This is a genomic window from Buttiauxella sp. BIGb0552, from assembly GCF_004366275.1.
In the GTDB taxonomy this organism is placed as follows: Bacteria; Pseudomonadota; Gammaproteobacteria; order Enterobacterales; family Enterobacteriaceae; genus Buttiauxella; species Buttiauxella gaviniae.
The window spans coordinates 226872-250470 of the sequence record NZ_SODY01000002.1 but is presented as its reverse complement, the minus strand read 5'-3'; the positions used below and the strand labels follow the sequence as shown (position 1 = coordinate 250470).

Here is a 23599-nt window from a genome sequence, read left to right as displayed (position 1 = left end):
GGCGTGAATTTTGCGCATTGACGATAGAGCCTTTAGGAGTTATTGCTTATATGTGGTTGCACGTTTTGTGGCCACTGTTTTCTTTCCACCAGATTATATAGAAATGAGGGAAACGAGGCATGAAGAGACAAAAACGAGATCGCCTGGAACGGGCTCATCAACGTGGTTATCAAGCAGGTATCGTCGGACGCTCCAAAGAGATGTGTCCCTATCAGACACTGAATCAAAGGTCGTACTGGATGGGAGGCTGGCGAGAAGCCATGGAAGACAGGGCGGTTACCGCGTAATCACTGTCTCTTTAGAAGAAGAAACCTCCGCATAGCGGAGGTTTCGCGTTTATACCCGTCATCTTTCAAGCCGCAGGGGTGTTGGCTGCACTCACTTACCCGAATCACTTACCTAAGTAAGCTCATCGGGATAAACTCCCTGGCCGCCTATCTGCAACTTGAATGCTAACGGGTATAGAGGACTAGAAAGCGGTAGTGTCTTTGAACAGACCGACTTTCAGATCGGTCGCGGTGTAGATCACACGGCCATCAACCAGCACTTCACCATCAGCCAGGCCCATAATCAGGCGGCGATTGATAACGCGTTTGAAGTGAATACGGTAGGTGACTTTCTTCGCTGTAGGCAAGATCTGGCCCGCGAGTTTAACTTCACCCACGCCCAGTGCACGGCCTTTACCTTCACCGCCTAACCAGCCGAGGTAAAAACCTACCAGCTGCCACATCGCATCCAGACCCAGGCAACCAGGCATTACTGGATCGCCGATAAAGTGGCAACCGAAGAACCACAGGTCAGGATTAATATCTAATTCTGCTTCAACGTAACCTTTATCGAAGTTACCGCCGTCTTCGGTCATCTTGACGACGCGGTCCATCATCAGCATGGATGGCGCAGGCAAACGTGGGCCTTCAGCACCAAACAGTTCGCCACGACCAGAGGCAAGAAGATCTTCTTTTGTATAGGATTCGCGTTTATCTACCATGTTTACAGTAAGCCTTATTGTAATGAAGCACGCATGTTAGCTAACACGTGTACGCTCAACAAGTCCGATCAGTTTTGATTGAACCAATTGAGCCAACGCAGTGGCCATGGATAGCGGTGCCGAATATCTTGCGCGGATGCCTGAGCGATTCGCTCTTGTACCGCGCGCATGAGTGTATTTTGCCCTTCGCCATCCCATGGCAGATTTGTTAATAAGGGTAGTGCATCAGTGACATCATCGATGGCCCAAATGGTGAATTGCCCTTGTTCTACAGCATCCAGAACGTCCTGGTGCAGGCAAAGGTGACGCACATTGGAAACAGGAATAATCACCCCTTGCTTGCCGGTAAACTCGCGTTGCTGGCAAATACGGAAGAAACCTTCAATCTTCTCATTCAGGCCGCCAACCGGTTGTACACGACCAAACTGGTCGACTGAACCCGTCACTGCGATGTGCTGATAAATCGGTACATTCGCCAGCGCACTGATTAATGCACACAGTTCGGCCATTGAGGCGCTGTCGCCATCCACCTCACTATAAGACTGTTCAAAAGTCAGAGATGCAGAGAAGGGGATTTGTTGGTCAAGCTGCAGTTCAGACATCAAAAATGCCTGCATGATCATCATGCCTTTCGCATGAATATTGCCGCCTAACTCAGCTTTGCGTTCAACGTCAGTAAATTCACCATCACCGACATGCACCACACAGCTGATACGGGAAGGTTCACCAAATGCACGTGGATGCCCTGGGAACTCAATCACCGACAAGGCGTTGATCTGGCCAACCATTTCCCCTTCGGTTTCGATGAGGATTTGCTCAAGCAGAATTTCATCCTGCATGCGTTCAGCAAGATAACCTTCACGCCATTCACGCTGTGCCAGCATTTGCGTCAGTTCTTCAGCACCGAAGCTGTCTTCTTCAGTGAAGGCTGCGACTTCGCGCAACTGACGGCTTATCCATGATGGACACAGTGGCAGCGTTTCCTGGTCGCCGGTATAACGCACGGCTTCACGGATTAACGCTGGCCATGCATCAGTTGCAGGGGCAGGCAGAGATTTTGATTTGGCGACTGCGTAAATCCACTGGCACCACAACGCCATATCGTCAGCAGAAGCAATCTGCAGGTTTTCTTCAAATTCGCTATAAATCGCCGAAGTAGCCAGCTCAGGTTCCATATCCTGGAAGTCTGCCAGCGATTCGCGCTCGCCAACCAGAACCAGTTTCAGGCTCAATGGTAACGAAGGAATATTGATTGGAAGAGGACGCGTTTCGTCGGGTGAAATCCAGTCGAAGCGACCCTGAATGACCATTTGCTTCAGGCGCAGCCACAACAGCGGTTGTGCTAATACGCTACGCAACGATAGCACCAGAATGCCACCGTTGGCACGGTGAACCAGGCCCGGAGTCAGAGTAATTTCACCTGCAAACTGACGCACGCAGCCAAACAGCTGGTCCGCTTCAATCCAGTCGGCAGCGACAACATCAGACAGTCCTGCAAAATTGTCTTCTGCGGACTCGGCCGGCCGTAACGTTGCCTGACTGCCTTCTACTAGGTAGTGGCCGCCCGTCAGAGCGTTGTCTTGCGACCAGCACTCACGTGCTGCTTCGGTAATAAGATTAAGGTATTCGGCTTCTTCAGCGGCTTTTACCAGCATCAGATCGGCCGAGGCTACCGGTTGGCTGAGCTGCACCAGTCCGTACGACAGACGGGGTTGCACAGCGGAGAAAGGGGCAGTTTCGGAATCATAAGGCTGTGCGAAAATTTCCTGATAGCTTTCGGTATCAGGTACAAGAGCACGCCATTCAAGTCGATTAGTCGTCAAAGTCGCTATTTATTAATTAGATGTCAAAGGCGCGATTATACAAGAATAGGGAAGGTAGCACACGGTTTATGCGGAGCGGCAAGTTTACTTAGCTCACAGCTTTCATTTTTCAGGTAAGCGAAAATAAAAAAAACTGTTATTCTGAAATGAGTTACACGGTCACACTGAGATCGCAATGAAATATCAACAGTTGGAAAATCTCGAGAGCGGCTGGAAGTGGAAGTATCTGGTCAAAAAACACCGCGAAGGCGAATTAATTACACGTTACATCGAAGCTAGTGCGGCGAAAGAAGCCGTTGATGAACTGTTACGCTTCGAAAATGAACCTGTGCATGTGTTGAGCTGGATTGAGAAACATATGAATCCAGAGCTTCATAATCGTATGAAGCAAACTATCCGCGCGCGGCGTAAAAGGCACTTTAATGCCGAGCATCAACATACCCGTAAGAAGTCCATCGACCTTGAATATTTGGTTTGGCAGCGGTTAGCAGGGCTTGCTCATCGACGAGGGTGTACCCTCTCAGAAACTATTGTGCAATTGATTGAAGATGCTGAGCGTAAAGAGCAATACGCCAATCAGATGTCATCGCTCAAACAGGATCTCCAGGCTTTGCTAGGCAAAGAGTAGAGGGGCGGTTGTATTGACCCTGAGCTCTGCTTTTCGGTTCTGTGCATTCACCAAAGAATAAAAACAAAAAACCCCGCCTAAGCGGGGTTTTTTTATAACGGTAACTTATGCCGCAGGCTGAGTTACAACGTCTTTGATACCTTTAACTTCGATCTCTACGCGACGATCTGGAGCCAGGCAATCAATCAGTTTAGCTTTAGGAGCTACGTTATCACAGGTGTTGCCAGTAACTGGGTTAGATTCGCCCATACCGCGTGGGGAGATCTTGTTAGCTGGGATACCTTTAGAGATCAGGTAATCAACAACAGACTGTGCACGTTTGTCAGACAGTTTCTGGTTGTACTGGTCAGAACCGATACGGTCGGTGAAGCCCAGAACTACAACAGAACCATCTTTCGGGTCGAGGTTGCTCAGCTGAGTATACAGCTGATCCAGTGCCTGCTGACCTTCTGGTTTCAGAGTTGCTTTGTTGAAGTTGAACAGAACATCAGACTTCAGAGTGAAGTGCTTGGTCTGTACTTCTGGAGCTGGTGCTGGAGCTGGAGCTACTACTGGAGCTGCAACTTCGCCCTGACCGAAACGGTAAGAAACACCCAGGCTCAACAAGCCGTTGTCTGGACGAGTACCAACGGTAGCAGCGTCACCAATGTTGTTAGTCCACTGGTATTCCAGACGGGTAGCGATATCGCGGGTAACTGCCCACTCGATACCACCAGCAGCCAATGGAGATACGCCAGTGTCGTGATCGCTTACACGGTTACCAGCAGCATTCATAGCTGTAGAATCTGCACGCCATACCATACCACCCAGACGAGTGTAGATGTCCAGATCGTCAGTGATTGGGTAGCCCAGTTTAGCGGTCAATTGAACGCCTTGCGCTTTGAAAGCACCGTTTTCTACGCTGCCTTTATATGGCATACGACCTAACCAGTCATAACCCATTTCAAAACCAACGTACGGGTTAACCTGGTAACCACCGAACGCACCAGCACCCAGTTGGCTGTCATGAGTTGGGCCATTACCGATGCCGTTATCATAGCCGTTCTGGTTAGAGAAACCGGTGTCGTGGAATTGGGACCAACCCAACTTACCACCTGCATACCAGGTGTTATCTTTCGGTGCGGCCTGCGCTACGGTAGCGAAGCCAGCCAGTGCCACTGCAATCGCGATAGCTGTCTTTTTCATTTTTTGCGCCTCATTATCATCCAAAAAGGCCATGAGCTTTAAAATCGCTCTAAAGCCCAGGGTTAAATCCTTCGCCCGAGTTTATGCTCACTTGTTACTCTACCGATCAATCGGTGTTATGAAGAGCAACCCTGGCGAGCTAAAGTCTACAACGTAGTTTAAAACTTACAAGTGTGAAGTCCGTCAGGCATATGAAAAAAAACGACTTGTATACACATTTTCTAACATTTTTGCGCGTAATTCACACTCTAAAGATTTGCTGGAAGGCCGCCTGGAGCGGCTTGGGACGCGGATTCTTGATAATTCACAATGAATTGTCAAGGGTTCATAAAAAGTTCCAAGAATTCTCTTAAATTTACTTAATGATACAAACTAGAATGAATTTTTAGCTCACTTCGTGGTCGACACCCTGTTTCCGAGATACGGGTCGGTCGCATAATGAAGCCGATTGCATTCCCCATTTCGGCAGCAGATGACAATTGCAAATGCTCTTCATCCGTCAATTCTTCAGGTAACCAACCGATAACAACGCTGTAATTTCCTGTCTGCAATGCTTTTACCATAGCATCTACGGTGAAAAGTGGATCTAACTGGCTCACTTGCATAACTTTTGCCAGCGGAAGACCTGCCGATTGTAGCCACTGACGACTTAATTTCTGCTGTGGTGTTAGCCACAGCTGCCAACGTGACTGTTGCCCCAGTTGTTGAAGCAGTGGCAATAAAACCAGTTGTGTAACCCATGGCTGATCTTCGCTGTAGATCACTTCACTGATCAACCCTTTAATGTTGTTACCCGCAGATGACTGGGCCGTAGAAGGCACAGCATTTGTAACAGTGGCAACCTGAGTTCGAACGTTATGTGAATGCATCGTTAATCCCGCCTGATGGGTTACTGTATGGATATACAGTAATGCCTGTTTGGATAAAGATCAATCTAAATTTCGGAAAGTGTCTCGCAATTTCATCATGTAATTCGACGGAAAGTGAGAATGTGATTGCGGTGAGTGATTAGGTTACTTATTTTCGTATTACAGGGAGCGCTAATAAACCGTATCGATAAATTACTGCATGATATTTAAGGATATATTCATGAAAAGAAGATCTTATGCGAGGATTCATCAATCTAAAGAATACTTATCCCCACTGGGAGAAATTGGCTGCCGGTCACTATTTGGTGGGTATAGCTTGATGGTACAAAACGTTGTGTTTGCCATGGTTTCAGAAGGGGAGCTTTATCTGCGAGCATGTGAACAAACGGAAGTCTATTTTGTTAAACGAGCCTCGCAGCCTCTGCTTTACAATAAACGTGGACGTACTATCGAACTCAATTATTACCGCGTTGATGAGGGGTTGTGGAGCGATCGTGAAAAGTTAGTTCAACTGTCAATGGATGCTCTATTCAGTGCCCGGCGCGAAAAATCCCGGCAGCGTGCTCAGCAAAGGCTTAAAGATTTACCCAATTTAACGCACAGTCTGGAGATGATGTTGTGGGAAGTCGGTATTGCTGATGTGCGTACCCTTCATGCCTTCGGCGCAAAGCGCTCTTGGATAAAGCTCAGAGGCGTTAAGAAAGGGCTTGGCGTACAGGTATTGCTGGCATTAGCTGGCGCTATTTGCGGAATTCATGAGGCCGCACTCCCGGCGGCAACACGCCAGGAGTTGGTCGAGTGGGGACATCATTACGAGAAACGCCAAAGACGTTAATTGTGTTGTTGTGACACAAGTTGTTGAAGGCGCGATATTTCTGGTAATAGCGCAACCAGCAGACCAATCTGCTGAAGCACCAGTGGCTCTTTGGAGTCTGGTTGCGGTTCAAGTGTGGTTATACGTTCAGATAGTCCCTGAAGTGCTTTTTGTACTCGCTCTTCATCTGCTGGCAGGTGATGAAGTGCATCGTCGACGTAGCACACAGCATCATCAAGCAGTAGCAAAATATCCTCGTTGATCAGTTTTTCACGATGTGCACCCAACGCTGAGATATAGCTGTTGAAGGTGTGATTCAGACACAATAGGCGAAATGCTGTTTCCCGCATCTCCGCTGAAACACGCGGTTCAGACGACATATTCGACACAACTGAAGCCAGTTCAGCATCTTTATTATGTGCGTCCCGGCGTGCAATACGGTACTCAAGCCTATTGTCACGACCCTGGTGATATTGCTCAAGAATCGCATCCAGATAACGGCAGTTAGCGTTAAATGCACGCTCCACCACTAATGGCAACCGGCGAAAACGCCAGTCAGGCCAAATGAAACTTACGGCGGCCCAGGCGATGGCACATCCTAATAAGGTATCGAAGATACGTGGCATTGCGACTTCAAATCCTTCGCCCAACAGGTTGAAACAGAGCAACACCAGCAAGGTGATAAACATGGTGGCGTGCGCATATTGCACATTGCGAAAAGCAAAGAAGAGCACGCCAGTAATCACAATTAAAACAAGCTGTCCTTCAATTGATGGCACAAAGAACAATACCGGAAGCCCGACGGCCACACCCACCAAAGTACCAATAATACGCAAAGCCAGGCGTCGGCGAGTGGCGCTGTAGTTAGGTTGGCAAACGAAGAGACTGGTCAAAAGTATCCAGTAGCCATGTTTTAACCCGGTGAATTGAATAAATGCATAGCCGACGCACAGTACAACGGACATGCGCACCGCATGGCGGAATAACGCTGATTCTGGTGTTAAATTGCGTTTTAATCGCTGCCAGATATCTCCAAAGCCAGTTAAGCGATCATCCAACAGGCGGTTTTCAATATCGCTGTGCGGAGCGGCGAGGGCTTGTTCAGATTCAATAGTGGCTAACTGAGCATCAATGGCGCGCAAATTACTCACCAGGAAGCCAAGTGCTTTTAATTCACTCGCCAGATACTGATCCGTTTTTAATCTCTCAATTGCGGCGTCAAGATGGGTAAACGCGCGCTCGAACCGTGGGTCATGTTGATATTTCACGCGTAATAAAACGGAGCGTGAAAGCTGCAAGCAGGCCTGAGATTGCATAGTTAACAGGCGTTGAAAGCGAAACATAATGTCGCTGTAGCGAAACTTATCGCGCAGTGCTTGGTACTGGATGTGGGAAGAGCTGGCGCGCTCGTGAATATCCTGAGCGACAAAATAGTAGTGCAGAGTCCGCCGAGTGCCTCTCTGTCCACGATCTCCGCGTAAGCGTGTCAGCAACGAACCTTTGGTTTGATTCAGCACTGTCACAAGCTGGCTATTTGCCATCGCGAGCTCAAGCATTGGTGCCTGGCTTTCTTCTTCGATATCCGGGTCAAATAGGGTTGCTTTGACTTCGAGATAACGCGCGAGGCTTTCATAACAGCGAGCCAGGTTATCCTGAAGCGGTCGAATTGGGAATATAAGATGCCCGGCAAGCGTCAGTAAGTTGTACCAGATGGCACCTGCCAGCAGCAAAATGGGTTGTTGATACCAGTGATCGTACAAAGAAATGCCGAGCATGGTATAGATGGCGATAAGCAACGCCCCAAATGCGATAGTGGCGTACCGCTGACCTAACCCACCCAGAAGAATGAACCCGCTGGTAGAAACCATTAGCCCAATACCAAACAGCACAGGCCATGGATATAACAACTCCACCGAAGCGGAAGCGATGAAGAAACTAACCAAAGTAATCAGAAGATTACGTAAACGGCCGGTGAGACGGTCATCTAAATCTGCAAGAGCTGCTGCAACAACGCCAAGCGTTAACGGAATAGTTAGCTTGACCTCGCCCAACCACCATGGGAACGCAGCAGTGCCTGTAAGCGCAATGAAAATACGTAAGTTATAGAGCCAGGTGCTGTTCCAGGTATAGCGGCGCAAAATTGGGCTAAGCATTAATACTCACTATTCTTGTCAAATTTACTGGAAACGACGTCGTGCATTAGCTTCACGCGCAGCCTGTGCAGTTTCTACAGAAACGACACGGCGACCCACAGGCCAAAGTGCAATCGCTGCTATCTTGAAGTTAGCGATTCCTACAGGAATGCCGATAATAGTGATGCACTGTGCAATCCCGGTACAGATGTGCAGCACACAGAGCCACCAGCCGAAAAACACCAGCCAAAGAATGTTTAGCAGCGTACCGCCGGTGTTCAGGATGGCGCTTTTACCCTGCGGATTGAGATCATCAACATGGACAGCTTCGTTGCCGTACGGAACGAATGAGAGTTTAGTTATCTCCCAGCAGGAACGAGTCAGCGGGAGAGTGAAAATAAAAATGATACTGACGAGAGTGGCCAGCAACCAAGAGAGAGTGGTGAGAAAACCACCCAGTACAAAGTTCAATACATTAAGGACTGTACGCATAATCACTCTTTGTTGGTATGAATGTTGATAAATGAATAACCACAGCAATTGTAACGCGTTTTTACTCTGGAGCGTCATTCCTTCGGCGGGTAAACTTAACCACAACCATTTTTTGGATCAGGCAAAGCGTAATGGAATTGAAAGCGACCTCACTTGGCAAACATTTAGCACAACATCCCTACAATCGGGTGAGATTACTGACTGCGAGTGTAGAGGTAAAGGGTGATCGTCATGAATACCTTATTCCATTCAATCAGTTAATCGCAATTAATTGCAAGCGCGGTCTGGTTTGGGGCGAGCTGGAATTTGTCTTGCCCGATGATAAAGTCGTGCGTTTGCATGGTACGGAATGGAGTGAAACGCAACACTTCTATCATCACCTGAACGAACTGTGGCAGAACTGGAGCACTGAAATGAGCGAAGTGGCAGCTCAGGTGCTACAACAGCAATATGCCGAAATAACACGCAGGGTTCAGCAAGAGAAATGGTTTAAACGCAGTGATATGCAGGCGTTACAGCAAAATGTTCGCGCTGCGTTTTCAGCGCTACCGCTGCCATTAGCACGGCTTGATGAATTCGAAAATTGCCGCGAACTTTGGTTTCATTGTAAAGCCTGGCTTGAACAAGGTGATACGCGCCGCCATCAACGCAATACCGCTTTTACCAATCACATGCTGGAAAAGTATGCTGATTTTTTCCAGCACATCGAAAGTTCTCCGCTGAATCCTTCTCAGGCTCGTGCTGTCGTCAATGGCGAAGATTCGCTATTAGTGCTCGCGGGGGCGGGGAGTGGCAAAACCTCCGTTCTTGTTGCACGTGCCGGTTGGCTATTACAACGCGGCGAAGCCAGTGAAGAGCAAATCCTGTTGCTGGCATTTGGGCGCAAAGCTGCGCAGGAGATGGATCAGCGAATTGCCGAACGCTTGAATACCGATGCTATCTCCGCTCGTACGTTTCATGCTCTTGCACTGCATATCATTCAGCAAGGTAGTAAAAAAGTACCGCGGGTTAGCGAACTGGAATCCGATACTTCGGCACGTCACAAATTGCTAATTGAAAGCTGGCAACAGCAGTGTCGTGAGAAAAAAGCGCAGGCAAAAGGCTGGCGTGAGTGGTTACGAGACGAGCTGCAATGGGACGTGCCGGAAGGGGAATACTGGAAAGATGAACGATTGGCAAAGCGTCTGGCAAGCCGGTTAGATCGCTGGTTGGGATTAATGCGTATGCATGGTGGTTCGCAGGCAGAAATGATTGCCGAGGCGCCTGAAGAGATCCGCGATCTCTTTGCCAAACGCGTCAAGCTGATGGCCCCTTTACTGAAAAGTTGGAAAACTGCGCTGAAAGCTGAAGAAGCAGTCGATTTTTCAGGCTTGATACATCAGGCTATTAATGTGCTGGAAAAGGGGCGGTTTATTAGCCCGTGGAAGCATATTTTAGTGGATGAATTTCAGGATATCTCGCCGCAGCGTGCAGCACTGCTGGAGGCACTCAGAAAACAAAACTCGCATACTTCTCTATATGCGGTGGGTGATGACTGGCAGGCAATTTATCGATTCAGTGGTGCAGAAATGTCGCTGACCACCGCTTTTGCTCACCATTTTGGCGATGCAGACCAGTGTGCGTTAGATACCACTTATCGCTTCAACGATCGTATAGGTGAAATAGCGAATCTGTTCGTACAGCAAAATCCGCATCAGTTGGCTAAGCCATTAAATAGTCTATCTAAAGGCGATAAAAAATCCGTCACATTATTGGCTGATGACCAGCTCGAAGCGCTGCTGGATAAGATGAGCGGGTATGTGAATCCGCAGCAGCGCATTCTCGTTCTGGCCCGTTACCATCATTTACGCCCGGCGATTCTGGAAAAGGCAGCAACACGCTGGCCAAAACTCGCCATTGATTTTATGACTGTTCATGCCAGTAAAGGGCAGCAGGCTGACTACGTTGTGGTGTTAGGCTTACAGCAGGGTAAAGATGGTTTCCCGGCTTTGGCTCGAGAATCGGTAATGGAAAAAGCATTATTGCCGCAGCCGGAAGATTATCCAGATGCTGAAGAAAGGCGATTATTGTATGTGGCGATGACGCGGGCCCGTCATCGAGTCTGGCTTTTATTCAACAAACAGGAGCCGTCCAGTTTTGTCGATATCCTGAAACATCTTGGCGTGCCCGCAGCAAACCGACCGTAATTACTTCAGTCGTTCTGCCAGATAACGTGCGTAATCGGGGATTAAAATTTCAACTGCCTGATTAAAGCCCGGCGACTGAATAATAAAATCGGCGGTTGATAAGTTAGTTGCAACAGGTATGTTCCACACAGTTGCCAGACGTAGTAATGCTTTAACGTCAGGATCGTGTGGAACTGCATTAAGCGGGTCCCAGAAGAAAATCAGCACATCAATTTTCCCTTCGGAAATCAACGCACCGACTTGCTGATCGCCGCCCATCGGGCCACTAAGCATAGCGTTGACATCAAGACCGCTGCCACGCTGGATGAGATTTCCGGTGGTGCCGGTCGCGTACAACACGTGATGTGAAAGATTAACTTTATGGCGCTCCACCCATTTCAATAAGGCGTCTTTACAGTGGTCATGTGCAACCAGCGCAATATGTTTTTTTTCCCCCAGGGTGCGGGTCGTTAATTCCATTGGTTAATCCTGATTGATTTATATTGGCTACAGCTTACTGGAAGCCACTGATGCTGCAAGAGAAGGGTGTCAAAAATGCGGGGTTTGGAAGCCAATTATTGCGTTGGATTATCTTTTGCCCATTGCAAGAAACGGTCGCGGGTAGGTTTATCTGCTTGTAGAAACCAATATCTGAGGCGCTGCTCGATTAACGTATCGGATTGACGAGGCGGAGCGTCGAGTTCAGATGTTTTCGAGAGTAGTTCGCTGTCGTCTGCCATCATCGTGGCGAATCCTTTTACCGCCGCCGTTTTCCCCGATTTGTTGTAAACCTGAGTATCCCGCTCGTAGTCGATTCCCTGTGATGCGTTTTTAACCGGCAAAATATCCACTTTCGATGGGATGACTCCAGCATCACCATCGAGCAGCTGAAGATGAGGTGCCAGGTCAAATTCATCGCTGTCTTTATCATTTTCAATACGTGGAATATTGAAATTTACCTGGCTGACTTCTTTGGTATCGAAACTCACCACTAAAGGTGGGGAAATATAAAGGCGCTGTTCTCGCGTATTAGTTCTGATATTTTTTTCTACACGAAATACTAACTGATGCGGACCATTGTCCAACTCAATGCTATCAGCACCTCTTAGCAAAGAACTGGAAACTTTTTTCCCATCCAGTACCAGCAAGTCGATCTCTGTTGATAGGCGCAGAGTTGTCGCCCTCGATTCACAAGGCAAAAGAAGGACCCAACATAGTGCGATTAAGAACACGGTTCTCATCAATTTCTCCTGCCTGAGGGTAAATAGGACCATCCCTTACTGAATGTTTCAAAATTTTTCATACGGGTGCCTCATTAACATATAGACATATTCCCAATAATTGCTCTACTACCTGCGTATGGGAAAGATGGTGAGACAGTAACGGATGGCATACACTTTTGATTACTGAGTCCCAGCGGAGAGAGTGATGAAACAGGCTGATATCGAAACTATTCTAAAAGATACCCGAACAATTGCGCTGGTCGGTGCCAGTGATAAGCCAGATCGCCCAAGCTATCGGGTGATGGCGTATTTGCTCGATCAAGGATATGAAGTGATCCCTGTGTCCCCAAAAGTGGCGGGTAAAACCCTGCTAGGGCAGCAAGGTTATGGCTCACTTGCGGAAATCCCTAAGAAAGTTGATATGGTCGACGTGTTCAGAAATTCGGAAGCAGCATGGGAAGTAGCACGCGAAGCGATAGCCATTGGCGCCAAAACGTTATGGATGCAGTTAGGCGTGATTAATGAGCAAGCTGCTGTCCTTGCACAAGATGCCGGTTTAAACGTGGTGATGGATAAATGCCCGGCGATTGAAATCCCGAGACTAGGTCTGGCTAAATAATAAAAACCCCGCGATTGCGGGGTTTTTGCTAATTACGCAGGCGAGGTGCCTGAAGCTGTTGCCGTATCGAAGCCGCCAATTCATCCATCGACGGTTGTTCGGGATGCTCGTCTTGTGACTCCCCACTTAACTGGGCTTCAGCAAGATAGGTGTGCACGGCCTGGCCATCATCATCTTCCATCACTACATGATACCAGGGGGCACTACGGAGGACATCATTGTCGGCCAGTTCATCTTCTGCCGGTTCATCCAGAGAATATTCCGGGTCGATATCGACCACTACCCCAAGATAACCCAACAAAGAGTGTCGTACTTGCTGGCCTATGCCGAATTTGCTGGCAATCATAGTCACCTCCTGAGAAACATTACCTGCCATTAATGTGCGGGCAAGTTTTTGTAATTCAAGTTACATGATGCGACAGGCAAACCCTTTCAGATACAGCCCTTCCGGGTAGGTGGCGATCACTGGGTGATCGGCGGCCTGACGGAACTGCTCTATAAATTGTACATCACGCCCGGCATCTACGGCGGCATCAGCGATGATTTTCTGGAATAAATCTGTCGTCATTAAACCAGAACATGAGAACGTCATCAGAATGCCACCCGGATTCAACAGCTGAATTGCCAGCATATTGATATCTTTGTAGCCACGGCAGGCACCCATCAGCTGGTTCTTATTCTCGACGAATTTTGGTGGATCCATAATGATAACGTCGAACTTCTCACCCTGATCGCGGTATTTGCGCAGCAGTTTGAATACATCATCACGCACGAATTCAGCTTTGCTCAGGTCGAGTTTGTTCAGCTCAACGTTTTGCTTCGCAACATCTAATGCATCCTGAGATGTATCAACACTGACAACCTGGCTGCAGCCACCCATTAATGCGGAAACTGCAAAACCGCCGGTGTAAGAGAAGCAGTTCAGCACGCGCTTATCTTTCACGTACTGGCGAGTTGCAAAGCGGCTATCGCGCTGGTCAAGGTAGTAACCCGTTTTATGGCCGCCTTTAATATCGACCAGCAACTTCATGCCGTGCTCTTCGATTGGCAACAAATCAGGTGGGAGTTCACCGCTTACTGGACCTTGCGTCAGTTCCATTCCTTCTTTCTTACGCACCGCAACATCGGAACGGTCGTAAATAGCGCATTCTGGATAGAGATTTTGCAAAGCAGCAATCAGCGCAGGGCGTTGATATTCCGCGCCAGCGGAAAGTAATTGCAGCACAAGGAAGTTGCCGAAGCGGTCAATCGTCACACCTGGCAAACCATCAGATTCGCCAGCAATCAGACGATAACTATCCAGTCCGTCACGAGCCGCGAGCCATTCACGCCAGACCTGTGCCTGCTGCAAACGACGAGTGAAGAAATCGATGTCGATGCTTTCATTAGCATCGAAAGTCCAGACGCGTGCACGAATTTGCGAAGATGGTGAATAAGCGGCGCGTGCCAGCCATTTGCCATTGCTGTCGACAACATCAATTGTTTCACCGAGATTGGCTTTGCCTTCCATGCGTGCAACAGCACCAGAAAACACCCACGGATGACGGCGCAATAACGATTTTTCGCGCCCTTTGGTTAACACTAAACGTACACTCATAATTTGCTATGCTTTCTTGCTAAGAATTTGGCGCCATTTTCCGGGTTAGACCGGCTAAATGCAACGCAAGAACCCGAAACGGAGGAAGTTATGGCCACAGTATGCACACTTGCCTGGGTCCACGGCCTGGTTCAGGGGGTTGGGTTCCGCTACAGCACCCAGCGTGAAGGGTTAAAACTGGGATTAACCGGTTATGCCCGTAACATGGATGATGGTAGCGTTGAGATATTAGCCTGCGGCGAAGCGCAGCAGGTTGATAAACTTATCGCGTGGCTAAAAGCGGGAGGGCCACGCAGCGCTCGGGTCGATAAAGTGCTGACTGAGCCGCATCAACCCGATTGCCAATGGAGCGATTTCAGTATTCGCTACTAAATGCACTTCACTGGTTTTGGCAGGCCAGCAATTTTTGTTGCCTGCTTAGCCGGCCCTTTTGGGAACAAACGGTACAGATAGCGGCTATTGCCTTTCTCTTCGCCAAATTTGTTAGCCATCGCTTTGACTAACATACGAATCGCCGGGGAGGTATTAAATTCGAGGTAAAACTCGCGCACGAATCTCACTACTTCCCAGTGTTCAACTGCAAGGGTAATACCTTCATTGGCGGCGATTGCTTCGGCAAGCGGCTCACTCCACTCCTGGCTGTTTTTCAGATAGCCATCGGCATCTGTTTCTATTTCTCGGCCTTCAAACATCAACATAATTATTCTTTGCTCCAGACAAACTGGCGGCAGTGTAGCAAATTTTGGAGTATCAGAAAAAACAAAGCCCCGCGATAGCGAGGCTTTGGATAGGGAACAAGCAACGATTAGTCGCGGCTTGCGAAGCCCAGGATGCTCAACAGGCTGATAAAGATGTTGTACAGGGAAACATACAAGCTCACCGTTGCGCGGATGTAGTTGGTTTCACCGCCGCGGATGATATTGCTGGTCTCAAACAAAATCGCGCCAGAAGAGATCAGAATAAATACCGCGCTGATTGCCAGATGCAGAGCAGGCAGTTGCAGGAAGATGTTCGCAACCATACCCACCAACACCACGACTACGCCTGCCATCAGCATACCGCCGAGGAAGGACATGTCTTTTTTGGTGGTCAGCACATAAGCCGAGCAGCTAAAGAACACCAGCGCCGTACCGCCTAATGCCATCCCAATCACATCGCCCATACCGGCAGAGATGTAGGAATTAAGCATTGGGCCGAGGATGTACCCCAGGAACCCGGTGAACGCGAAGGCAGCAAGGATACCCGTCGGTTTATCAGCCAGACGGTAAGTTAAAAACATCAGACCATACATACCAACCAGCGTCAGAATCAGACCTGGAGATGGCAGCATCAACACGGTGCTTGCGGTTGCGGTAATCGCAGAGAACGCCAGCGTCAGGCTGAGCAAGAAATAGGTATTACGCAGTACCTTGTGGGTACTTAGCAGTGACGAACGGTCACGCGAGGAAGTAATTATGCGATCCATTCAGAAACTCTCTCTTATTACAGGTGTATATGGTGACTGAGAATAATAGCCTCCTTTATTGCAAGGAAGCCCTTTTACCCATCTTTACCTTGCTCTGATTTAATTCACAGATTCGATATCTGTCATAAAACTCACTTATATGTGGCTGAAAATTATTGCTTTAATCATTTCGAATGCTAAGAGTGTTAACCGTACCGTCGTTAATAACTCAAATAAGGCGTGTTTAATGAAAGCAAATAACCACATCACAATTATCAGATCGTTTGTCGCTATTGGCGTAGCGTGTGCAATTTCTGGAGCCTGGGCTGCCAATGTGCCAGCAGGAACAGAGTTGGCAGCAAAACAGGAATTAGTTCGTAACAACGGCAGTGAGCCCGCCTCGCTTGATCCTCATAAAGTCGAAAGTGATGTTGAGTTCAATCTTATTAGTGACTTCTTTGATGGGCTAGTGGCCGTGCGTAACGATGGTTCGATTGAACCAAGGCTTGCTGAAAAATGGGAAGAGAAAGACAACACCGTCTGGACGTTCCATCTTCGGCCAGGCCTTAAATGGTCCAACGGTGAGCCGATTACTGCCGAAGATGTAGTCTGGAGCTGGCAACGCCTGGCTGACCCAAAAACAGCCTCCCCATATGCCAGCTATCTCGGTGGTATGCATATCGCGAATGCTGCGGAAATAGCACTGGGAAAACAAACTCCTGATACTCTGGGTGTTAAAGCGCTCGATACCAACACGCTACAAATTACTTTGACACAACCGACGGCTGCTTTCCTCGCCATGTTGGCGCACCCGTCTTTGGTACCAGTCGATAAAACGGTAGTTGAGAAGTTTGGTGATAAGTGGACGCAGCCGGGTAATTTCGTTAGCAGCGGTGCATATACACTTTCACAATGGGTAGTGAACGAAAAAGTTATTGGCTTGCGTAACAAGCAGTACTGGGACGACAGCCACACAGTCATCAATAAAGTGACTTATTTGCCGATCGCGTCTGAAACTGCGGATATCAATCGCTATAAAGCGGGAGAGATAGACATTGTTTATACTTTGTCGCAAACACAGTTCGGCTCGTTAAAAAAATCCATTCCTGACCAGGTTCACGTTACGCCCAAACTGGCGACATATTATTACGAATTCAACACCACCAAAGCGCCTTTCAATGATCAGCGTGTACGCCGGGCACTGAACATGGCGCTCGATAAAGACATTATTGCCGAAAGAGTATTAGGACAGGGGCAAATCCCAGCATGGGTGGTTAGCCAGAAGAAAATTGGCGGTGTGGAGATAAAATCCCCTGAGTACGCAAGCTGGACCCATGAGAAACGCGTTGCCGAAGCCAAAAAGCTGCTTGAAGAGGCGGGATTCAATGCTTCGCATCCATTGAGCTTTAATTTGCTCTACAACACCTCTGAAAACCATAAGCGTATAGCCATTGCGGTCAGCTCGATGTGGAGCAAAAATCTGGGTGTTGAAGCGAAGCTGCAAAATCAGGAATGGAAAACCATGCTCGATACCATGCACAACGGGACTTTTGACGTCGTGCGCTATGCGTGGGTTGCTGATTACGACGATGCCTCCACCTTCCTAAATACCTTCCGTACCGGTAATAGCGAGAATAACTCAAAGTATAGTAATGCGGCTTACGATGAGGCGCTGAATAATGCGGCTAAGGCAGACAATCTTGCAGATCGCGGCAAGTTCTACCAGCAAGCCGAAGACCTGCTGGCGAAAGATGTGCCGGCCATTCCTGTTTATCACTATGTTTTAGCCCAATTAGTGAAACCTTTTGTTGGCGGATACGCACCAAACAACCTCGGCCAGTACTTTACTAAGGATATGTACATCAAAAAGCACTGATGGTGGGGCAGGACCAACGATAAAGTCGCTGTAAACCTGCTATTAAACCAATCAAATTGTTGGAGTTTTACCCAAACAATACCGAATTGGTGATTAATCAGGCGAACGAACAAAATCGTGCTTTACATGAAGTATGGGGATGTTTATAGTTCGCCTCGTTGGAAGCGTGGCCGAGTGGTTGAAGGCACCGGTCTTGAAAACCGGCGATCCGAAAGGGTTCTAGAGTTCGAATCTCTACGCTTCCACCAACATTTTAGCCCCAGCTTAGAAATAAGCTGGGGCTTTTTCGTTTCTGTTTGTTGGTGTTTCAAACAAATAAACCATATTTGATGATTTTTCAGGCGAACGAACAAAATCACTCTTTACATGCAGTTTGGGTATGTTTATAGTTCGCCTCGTTGGAAGCGTGGCCGAGTGGTTGAAGGCACCGGTCTTGAAAACCGGCGATCCGAAAGGGTTCTAGAGTTCGAATCTCTACGCTTCCACCAACATTTTAGCCCCAGCTTAGAAATAAGCTGGGGCTTTTTCATTTCTGTCGCTTATCACTCCAGACTTACCCTTTCATCATCAACGCTCCACCCACCAGTCCTGCAACCAGCACTTTTTAAATCCTCTACAAACGGGTAAAGCGGATATTGTTACATCGACGCTTTTAGTCACGCCATAGCGAGCAGAAGTCATTGATTGCACCAGTGCGTATGCTGGTTTGCGTTCAGTCATCGCGGCGCGACGCAGGACTCCATGCTAAGCAAAGATGCTAACCGTTCAGCGCTATGATGACGATGCAACGTTGGTCACCGCAGCCGTCAGCGGGCAAGCATACGCCGTTGCAACTTCAGCGACTCTCGTCAATCAGATAAAAAACAGAATCCAAAACTGAATTTTGAACCAAAGATGACGCTGACCGTTTTTGATTTGGCGATTGGGCTGCAAAAAAACCAGCCTGAGTTAAAAGAAAAACTTAATGCGTGGATTGAAACCAATATTAAAAATGGAAAGTTAAATGCTATATACGAAAAGTATCATGGCGAACCAATTCCGCAAGAAATATTGAATCGCTAAGATATATATGCAATTTATAGTCAGGCTGTAATTGCAGGCGTAATATTGCTTGCACCCATATTTAAGCTAGCTGGATATATCTGGCAGTTAACAGTATGGGCGCTATTTACTCTATCAATACGAATGTTCCAAATCCATATTATCAGTAAGAGTCATCACTTCTTGTCGGTGTTCTAGTAAAATATTAACCAGTTCGCTATCAAGAGAATTATTTTCGGCTTCCTGATGAAGGATTTCGCTCACTCTCTTCGCAGGCATTGCAGTGCGATATGGGCGGTTTTCAGTGAGTGCCACAAACACATCGGCTACCGAAATAATCCGACACTCTTGCCCAATCTCATCACCAGCCAGACTAAATGGATAACCATAACCGTTGGGTTTCTCATGATGTAGTGCTGCCCAACGCGCTATATCAGTGATAGCGCCGATGGATGAAAGCAGCTCAAAGGTATGATAACTGTGGCTTTTTAATATCGCGATATCTGCATCATCAAGTTTGCCTTCTTTGTGTAATAAACTCATCGGAATGGCCAGTTTCCCGATATCATGCAGATAGCCTGCCAATTCAATTTTCTTACACTCAACTTCAGAATAATGGCATTTCTCAGCAAGAAATCTGGCAACAATTCCCACGTGCAGTGAGTGGCGACAAGTGAAATTACAATGCATATCAATAATGGTATTCAGCAATAAGCCAAAATCCATTAGCTCATCGAGGCTGATTGTTTTATCAGCTATCGGTGAGTACATTCTCAAGAGATGTAATGGCAATGGTCTGGTTAATGCCAGCCAAAAATAGGTTTTATTTGCCAGGCGAAGAAATGCATCAACGACTAACGGATGAAAACGTGTTTCTACTTCATCTTTTATCAATTCAACGCAGCGTTCAACTGGCGACTCATGCCCACTATTTCTTAATTTAAGATATTGAATATCGATGCGGTCAGCCAGGTAAATGATATGGCTGGCGAACGGAATGCGCTCATCATCCTGATACTCACCCTGCCCATAACCCCATTTCCTATGGTGATGGAGGATGATTGATGCTTTATCCGCCAATAAAGGAACCATCTTAAAAATGGAAGCACCATAGGTTGCATGAGCGTGGCTATAAGGTTCTTGATCATCGATGGCGATTAAATAATCTTTCTTTACCAGACCACCAATATCATGCAGCAATGCAGAAATAAAAACATCTTCGCGGTATTTAGGCACTAGCTTGAGCTCAGCCGCCAGTTCATTAGCGATGAACGCCGTCCGTTTATGATGACCGTTCAATTCAGGTGCACTGGTTTCAATCGCTAATGCGATCGTTGATAAAACCTGAAAGAGATTTATTTCCACATTTATTCCTGTTGCACACAAAAAGAAATACTTGTTGATATATAAAATAAACATCCTGCCATTAACGATGTTTTATTTTATATAGACAAGTTTCATTAAGTAATGATGTGTTTATCTAAAGCATTTTATTGTTAATCGTGTTCACATTTTTTTGACAAAATGTTTTGTTTTCATCATGGAAAATATAAATTAGCCGCGGCTTTAGATTGTTGCGCGGTGATTTAAACCAATAACGAAATGAAAAGCAATGCGTAAGTTGCTGATGATACATGAGCTTGATAGAGACGTTCTAATACAGCAGTAATTTGCGCAGCTTATGACTACAGAATTAATTAGTGCCGGGAGCAGCTAATCACTGCTCCCGGCAAGCATCAGGATTTAGGGAAAATCCAGACATGTTCCTCAGGTAATGCCAGATGGCAGTGCTGGGGATCGCGAAGGCTGGTGCCATAGGCGCGAATGACAAAATCATCGCCCGAAGTACGGAACAAATACTCCCAGCGATCGCCAAGATACATGCTGGTCAGCAACGGGAGTTCAAGTTGGTTTTCGCCAGGGCCGTCAACCAGCATTACGCGTTCCACGCGGATAACAGCCGTCGCTTCCTGACCACTTAGCACACCTTCACCAGCTTGTCCCCACAACATCCAGCCTTTGCCTTCGATACGCGCTTTTCCATCACGTACCTCGGTGACTTTGCCGTGCAGACGGTTGTTACTGCCCATGAATTCTGCGGTAAATAGGGTCTTTGGTGAGCCGTACATTTCCTGTGGAGTACCTTGCTGTTCAATTTTGCCGTTATTAAGCAACAAAATTCGGTCAGATATCGCCATCGCCTCATTCTGATCGTGCGTGACCATGAGGGCTGACAAGCCCAATTTGATAATCAACTCGCGCAGGAATACACGAGCTTCTTCACGCAATTTGGCATCAAGGTTTGATAGTGGTTCATCAAGCAGAATCACCGGCGGGTTGTAGACCAGCGCTCGGCCAATCGCTACGCGCTGTTGCTGACCACCAGAGAGTTGATGCGGATGGCGTTTACCCAGATGCCCAAGACCAAGTTGGTTCAGCACGTCTTGTACGCGTTGAGTGATTTCAGCGGCAGCGACTTTGCGCAGCTTCAGCGGATAGGCCACGTTTTCGAATACGGTTTTGTGCGGCCACAGTGCGTAAGACTGAAATACCAGCCCAAGGTTGCGCTCTTCAGCAGGGATCTCGCTACGCGGTGTGCCGTCGTAAACTTTGTTTTGCCCAATGGTAATCGTGCCCTGGGTGGGTTTTTCCAGCCCGGCAACGGCGCGTAATAATGTGGTTTTGCCGCTGCCTGATGGCCCGAGCAAAGAGACCACTTCGCCACGTTTCAGATTCATGGAAACACCCTTTAGTACCGGGTTATCACCGTAGGTTAAGTGCAGGTTCTCGACCGTTAATTCAATCATGCAATTTGACTCCAAAACGAAGGGCAATCCCCAGACCTACCACCACCAGCAGGATGTTAATAAACGAGAGAGCGGCAACAATATCAATGGCTCCGGCGGCCCACAGGGAAACCAGCATTGAGCCGATGGTTTCTGTGCCTGGCGCAAGTAGGTACACGCCGGTTGAATATTCGCGCTCAAAAATCAGGAACATCAGCAACCAGGATCCAATCAGACCGTAGCGCGATAACGGAATAGTGACGTGGCGAGTGATTTGCCCGCGTGTCGCACCGGTGCTGCGCGCAGCTTCTTCCAGTTCTGGCCCGACTTGCAGCAACGTTGAGGAAATCAACCGCAGACCGTACGCCATCCATACGACGGTATAAGCCAGCCAGACGCTGAAAATGGTACTGCGCAACGAACGCAGCCACACCACCAGGTTATCGCGCAACCACTGCGACCACGGCATTCCGGAAAGCCAGCCGGATTTGAGTGCATTGTCGAGCCACATCGGCAAAAACAGGAAAACCCACAGGAATGCCAGACCCGCCAGTAGCCCTGGAACCGCGCGTGGCACCAGCACGCTGTAGTCGAGGAAACGCGTGATGTTGTCTGGTTTGCGGTGCATAGCGATGCCGATAAACAGATAACAGGCAACAGCCAGTGCGCCGCCAATAACACCAATCGCCATCGAGTTAACAATGGCGCGCAGCAGGTTTGGCTGCTCCCAGATAGTGCGGAAAGTTTGAAACGACAGTTCATCCCAGATGGATACGCCTACGCCCCAGTTAGAAATAAACGCGCGCAGCATTACGCCAATTAACGGTACACCGATAGTCACTGTTAGCCAGAATGCCACTACCGCACCGGCTACCCAGCGCCATTTCCCCAGTGGCAATGCGCGTGCCTGTGATGCTTTGCCTTTAACCGTTACGAAGCGGTTAGCGGTACGCATCAGGCGACGCTGCAACATCACCAAGGGAATGGTGATACAAATCAGCACCACGGCAACCGCGGCCATCAGGTGATAGGAAGGCGTGCCGAGTTTATTGGTCAACTGATAGAGGTAAGTGGCCAGAACCATATTGCCTTCCGGGTCGCCCAGCACCAGCATCAGGCCGAACACTTCCAGTCCAAGGAAGAACAGCAACACGGTGGCGTACAAAATAGAAGGGCGCACCATCGGCAGACTCACGGCGGTCATTACCTGTAACGGCGAGGCACCGGCTATACGAGCAGCTTCTTCGACATCAGACCCCACGCTGCGCAGTGCTGAGGAAATATAGAGATATGCGTGTGGGACATGCGTTAGCCCGGCGATTACCACGATGCTCGACATGTCGTAGATATTCCACGGCACGAAACCAAGAATGGATTGGGCCCACAGCGAGAAGAACCCTACCGGCCCGGCGGCAACCACATACCCAAACCCCAGAACCATCGGCGAGACAAAAATAGGCACCAGGATCAGCGGTTCAATCAAACGTCTGCCTGGCAAATCGGTGCGCACCATCAAGAACGCCAGAATTCCACCCAACGGGATGGCAATAACCACAAGGCCGATGGCCAGAATAAATCCGCTTTTCAGTGCCCTGTAGAAATCAGGATCGGTAAAGATGAAGCCAAAAGATTCCAGGCTCCACTCTTTTGACGGCGAAAAGAACGGTGCAGAGAGGAAACTTTGTATCACGATGAACGACAGCGGTATGTAGATAACCAGCGCTGTTATTAACACCACAATGCCGCGTGGCAGGCTGTGCCACTTTCTTAGCAATGCACTCATACGACTTCCTTTTTTCAACGACTGATTTACCCCAGTCATTCGCGCTACAGGCAGGCGGCAATCGAGCAAATCCCGAATCACTTACTCGAGTAAGTGATTCGGGTGAGCGAGTGCAGACAACTCACCTGTAGCGT

23 protein-coding genes and 2 tRNA genes are annotated in these 23599 nt (G+C 48.2%); 10 read left to right on the top strand and 15 right to left on the bottom strand.

The features are described 5' to 3' along the window. The first annotated feature begins 119 nt into the window (after positions 1-119). Positions 120-287 carry a ribosome modulation factor gene (gene rmf / locus EDF88_RS06005; RefSeq protein ID WP_034456319.1) on the top strand — a complete coding sequence of 56 codons (168 nt, stop codon included), beginning with the start codon at positions 120-122 and terminating at the stop codon, positions 285-287. A 182-nt stretch (positions 288-469) separates the two neighbouring features. Here the strand turns inward: rmf and fabA are convergent, their stop codons facing one another. Continuing rightward, on the bottom strand, positions 470-988 hold the full coding sequence (gene fabA / locus EDF88_RS06000) for a bifunctional 3-hydroxydecanoyl-ACP dehydratase/trans-2-decenoyl-ACP isomerase (protein WP_034456318.1): 519 nt from the start codon (positions 986-988) through the stop codon (positions 470-472). A gap of 68 nt (positions 989-1056) precedes the next feature. Continuing rightward, the gene (locus EDF88_RS05995; protein ID WP_134183550.1) at positions 1057-2811 is read right to left on the bottom strand and encodes a Lon protease family protein; all 1755 of its coding nucleotides are present in this window, start codon (positions 2809-2811) and stop codon (positions 1057-1059) included. 175 nt (positions 2812-2986) lie between these two features. Between EDF88_RS05995 and matP the strand changes: the two genes are divergently transcribed. Then, positions 2987-3439 carry a macrodomain Ter protein MatP gene (matP, locus tag EDF88_RS05990; RefSeq protein WP_064517602.1) on the top strand — a complete coding sequence of 151 codons (453 nt, stop codon included), beginning with the start codon at positions 2987-2989 and terminating at the stop codon, positions 3437-3439. A gap of 105 nt (positions 3440-3544) precedes the next feature. Here the strand turns inward: matP and ompA are convergent, their stop codons facing one another. Both ompA and sulA read right to left on the bottom strand, forming a co-directional pair. Further along, entirely contained in the window at positions 3545-4624 is a 1080-nt protein-coding gene (gene ompA, locus EDF88_RS05985; protein ID WP_134183548.1) for a porin OmpA, read from the bottom strand. Between the two features lie 359 nt (positions 4625-4983). Next, positions 4984-5493, bottom strand: coding sequence for an SOS-induced cell division inhibitor SulA (gene sulA / locus EDF88_RS05980; protein ID WP_064517604.1), 510 nt, complete (start codon positions 5491-5493; stop codon positions 4984-4986). Positions 5494-5713: 220 nt separating this feature from the next. On the opposite strand from sulA, the gene EDF88_RS05975 reads away from it, so the two are divergent. Beyond that, a complete protein-coding gene (locus EDF88_RS05975; RefSeq protein ID WP_064517606.1) occupies positions 5714-6328 on the top strand; it encodes a TfoX/Sxy family DNA transformation protein in 615 nt (204 codons plus the stop codon). On the opposite strand, the gene yccS is transcribed toward EDF88_RS05975, so the two are convergent. Together yccS and EDF88_RS05965 are read right to left on the bottom strand one after the other, a co-directional pair. Then, positions 6325-8460 (bottom strand): YccS family putative transporter, encoded by a 2136-nt coding sequence (gene yccS, locus EDF88_RS05970; protein ID WP_134183546.1) that lies wholly within the window; start codon positions 8458-8460, stop codon positions 6325-6327. The genes EDF88_RS05975 and yccS overlap by 4 nt on opposite strands. A 24-nt stretch (positions 8461-8484) precedes the next feature. After that, positions 8485-8931: a YccF domain-containing protein gene (locus EDF88_RS05965; protein ID WP_064517694.1), complete on the bottom strand. Its 447-nt coding sequence runs from the start codon at positions 8929-8931 to the stop codon at positions 8485-8487. 131 nt (positions 8932-9062) lie between these two features. On the opposite strand from EDF88_RS05965, the gene helD reads away from it, so the two are divergent. After that, positions 9063-11117, top strand: a complete 2055-nt coding sequence (gene helD, locus EDF88_RS05960; RefSeq protein WP_134183544.1) for a DNA helicase IV — start codon at positions 9063-9065, stop codon at positions 11115-11117. Here helD and mgsA read toward each other — a convergent pair whose 3' ends face one another. Both mgsA and EDF88_RS05950 read right to left on the bottom strand, forming a co-directional pair. Next, positions 11118-11576, bottom strand: a complete 459-nt coding sequence (gene mgsA, locus EDF88_RS05955) for a methylglyoxal synthase (protein WP_064517611.1) — start codon at positions 11574-11576, stop codon at positions 11118-11120. 95 nt (positions 11577-11671) lie between these two features. After that, positions 11672-12337: a DUF2057 family protein gene (locus EDF88_RS05950; RefSeq protein ID WP_064517613.1), complete on the bottom strand. Its 666-nt coding sequence runs from the start codon at positions 12335-12337 to the stop codon at positions 11672-11674. A gap of 187 nt (positions 12338-12524) precedes the next feature. Between EDF88_RS05950 and EDF88_RS05945 the strand changes: the two genes are divergently transcribed. Then, positions 12525-12938 (top strand): CoA-binding protein, encoded by a 414-nt coding sequence (locus tag EDF88_RS05945; RefSeq protein ID WP_064517615.1) that lies wholly within the window; start codon positions 12525-12527, stop codon positions 12936-12938. Positions 12939-12966: 28 nt separating this feature from the next. Here EDF88_RS05945 and hspQ read toward each other — a convergent pair whose 3' ends face one another. Together hspQ and rlmI are read right to left on the bottom strand one after the other, a co-directional pair. After that, positions 12967-13284, bottom strand: a complete 318-nt coding sequence (gene hspQ, locus EDF88_RS05940) for a heat shock protein HspQ (protein ID WP_064517617.1) — start codon at positions 13282-13284, stop codon at positions 12967-12969. Positions 13285-13344: 60 nt separating this feature from the next. Next, a complete protein-coding gene (gene rlmI / locus EDF88_RS05935) occupies positions 13345-14535 on the bottom strand; it encodes a 23S rRNA (cytosine(1962)-C(5))-methyltransferase RlmI (RefSeq protein ID WP_134183542.1) in 1191 nt (396 codons plus the stop codon). Positions 14536-14625: 90 nt separating this feature from the next. Between rlmI and yccX the strand changes: the two genes are divergently transcribed. Next, positions 14626-14907 carry an acylphosphatase gene (gene yccX / locus EDF88_RS05930; protein ID WP_064517635.1) on the top strand — a complete coding sequence of 94 codons (282 nt, stop codon included), beginning with the start codon at positions 14626-14628 and terminating at the stop codon, positions 14905-14907. Here the strand turns inward: yccX and tusE are convergent. After that, the gene (tusE, locus tag EDF88_RS05925) at positions 14904-15233 is read right to left on the bottom strand and encodes a sulfurtransferase TusE (RefSeq protein ID WP_064517637.1); all 330 of its coding nucleotides are present in this window, start codon (positions 15231-15233) and stop codon (positions 14904-14906) included. The two genes, yccX and tusE, sit on opposite strands and share 4 nt — an antisense overlap. Before the next feature lie 107 nt (positions 15234-15340). Next, positions 15341-16000 (bottom strand): FtsH protease modulator YccA, encoded by a 660-nt coding sequence (gene yccA, locus EDF88_RS05920; protein ID WP_034456301.1) that lies wholly within the window; start codon positions 15998-16000, stop codon positions 15341-15343. Positions 16001-16226: 226 nt separating this feature from the next. Here yccA and EDF88_RS05915 point away from each other — a divergent pair, with 226 nt between their 5' ends. The 4 genes from EDF88_RS05915 (at position 16227) to EDF88_RS24805 (ending at position 18917) form a co-directional block, all read left to right on the top strand. Then, positions 16227-17855, top strand: a complete 1629-nt coding sequence (locus EDF88_RS05915) for an ABC transporter substrate-binding protein (protein WP_134183540.1) — start codon at positions 16227-16229, stop codon at positions 17853-17855. Positions 17856-18015: 160 nt separating this feature from the next. Beyond that, positions 18016-18103 (top strand) — tRNA-Ser (locus EDF88_RS05910). A gap of 152 nt (positions 18104-18255) precedes the next feature. Next, positions 18256-18343, top strand: a tRNA-Ser gene (locus EDF88_RS05905). Between the two features lie 406 nt (positions 18344-18749). Beyond that, positions 18750-18917 carry a transporter substrate-binding domain-containing protein gene (locus EDF88_RS24805; protein ID WP_208326129.1) on the top strand — a complete coding sequence of 56 codons (168 nt, stop codon included), beginning with the start codon at positions 18750-18752 and terminating at the stop codon, positions 18915-18917. 114 nt (positions 18918-19031) lie between these two features. Here the strand turns inward: EDF88_RS24805 and EDF88_RS05895 are convergent, their stop codons facing one another. The 3 genes from EDF88_RS05895 to EDF88_RS05885 all read right to left on the bottom strand — a co-directional run bounded on the left by EDF88_RS05895 (position 19032) and on the right by EDF88_RS05885 (position 23465). Beyond that, positions 19032-20261: an HD domain-containing phosphohydrolase gene (locus EDF88_RS05895; RefSeq protein ID WP_064517698.1), complete on the bottom strand. Its 1230-nt coding sequence runs from the start codon at positions 20259-20261 to the stop codon at positions 19032-19034. A 371-nt stretch (positions 20262-20632) separates the two neighbouring features. Further along, positions 20633-21703, bottom strand: a complete 1071-nt coding sequence (locus EDF88_RS05890; protein WP_134183538.1) for an ABC transporter ATP-binding protein — start codon at positions 21701-21703, stop codon at positions 20633-20635. Then, a complete protein-coding gene (locus EDF88_RS05885; RefSeq protein WP_134183536.1) occupies positions 21696-23465 on the bottom strand; it encodes an iron ABC transporter permease in 1770 nt (589 codons plus the stop codon). The genes EDF88_RS05890 and EDF88_RS05885 overlap by 8 nt, the downstream gene beginning before the upstream one ends. Positions 23466-23599: the final 134 nt, after the last annotated feature.

Bases quoted from the DNA above. Each gene is read 5' to 3' on its own strand.
- rmf (WP_034456319.1), top strand. From the start codon at position 120: ATGAAGAGACAAAAACGAGATCGCCTGGAACGGGCTCATCAACGTGGT.
- fabA (WP_034456318.1), bottom strand. From the start codon at position 988: ATGGTAGATAAACGCGAATCCTATACAAAAGAAGATCTTCTTGCCTCT.
- matP (WP_064517602.1), top strand. From the start codon at position 2,987: ATGAAATATCAACAGTTGGAAAATCTCGAGAGCGGCTGGAAGTGGAAG.
- ompA (WP_134183548.1), bottom strand. From the start codon at position 4,624: ATGAAAAAGACAGCTATCGCGATTGCAGTGGCACTGGCTGGCTTCGCT.
- sulA (WP_064517604.1), bottom strand. From the start codon at position 5,493: ATGCATTCACATAACGTTCGAACTCAGGTTGCCACTGTTACAAATGCT.
- EDF88_RS05975 (WP_064517606.1), top strand. From the start codon at position 5,714: ATGAAAAGAAGATCTTATGCGAGGATTCATCAATCTAAAGAATACTTA.
- yccS (WP_134183546.1), bottom strand. From the start codon at position 8,460: ATGCTTAGCCCAATTTTGCGCCGCTATACCTGGAACAGCACCTGGCTC.
- EDF88_RS05965 (WP_064517694.1), bottom strand. From the start codon at position 8,931: ATGCGTACAGTCCTTAATGTATTGAACTTTGTACTGGGTGGTTTTCTC.
- helD (WP_134183544.1), top strand. From the start codon at position 9,063: ATGGAATTGAAAGCGACCTCACTTGGCAAACATTTAGCACAACATCCC.
- mgsA (WP_064517611.1), bottom strand. From the start codon at position 11,576: ATGGAATTAACGACCCGCACCCTGGGGGAAAAAAAACATATTGCGCTG.
- EDF88_RS05950 (WP_064517613.1), bottom strand. From the start codon at position 12,337: ATGAGAACCGTGTTCTTAATCGCACTATGTTGGGTCCTTCTTTTGCCT.
- EDF88_RS05945 (WP_064517615.1), top strand. From the start codon at position 12,525: ATGAAACAGGCTGATATCGAAACTATTCTAAAAGATACCCGAACAATT.
- hspQ (WP_064517617.1), bottom strand. From the start codon at position 13,284: ATGATTGCCAGCAAATTCGGCATAGGCCAGCAAGTACGACACTCTTTG.
- rlmI (WP_134183542.1), bottom strand. From the start codon at position 14,535: ATGAGTGTACGTTTAGTGTTAACCAAAGGGCGCGAAAAATCGTTATTG.
- yccX (WP_064517635.1), top strand. From the start codon at position 14,626: ATGGCCACAGTATGCACACTTGCCTGGGTCCACGGCCTGGTTCAGGGG.
- tusE (WP_064517637.1), bottom strand. From the start codon at position 15,233: ATGTTGATGTTTGAAGGCCGAGAAATAGAAACAGATGCCGATGGCTAT.
- yccA (WP_034456301.1), bottom strand. From the start codon at position 16,000: ATGGATCGCATAATTACTTCCTCGCGTGACCGTTCGTCACTGCTAAGT.
- EDF88_RS05915 (WP_134183540.1), top strand. From the start codon at position 16,227: ATGAAAGCAAATAACCACATCACAATTATCAGATCGTTTGTCGCTATT.
- EDF88_RS24805 (WP_208326129.1), top strand. From the start codon at position 18,750: ATGACGCTGACCGTTTTTGATTTGGCGATTGGGCTGCAAAAAAACCAG.
- EDF88_RS05890 (WP_134183538.1), bottom strand. From the start codon at position 21,703: ATGATTGAATTAACGGTCGAGAACCTGCACTTAACCTACGGTGATAAC.
- EDF88_RS05885 (WP_134183536.1), bottom strand. From the start codon at position 23,465: ATGAGTGCATTGCTAAGAAAGTGGCACAGCCTGCCACGCGGCATTGTG.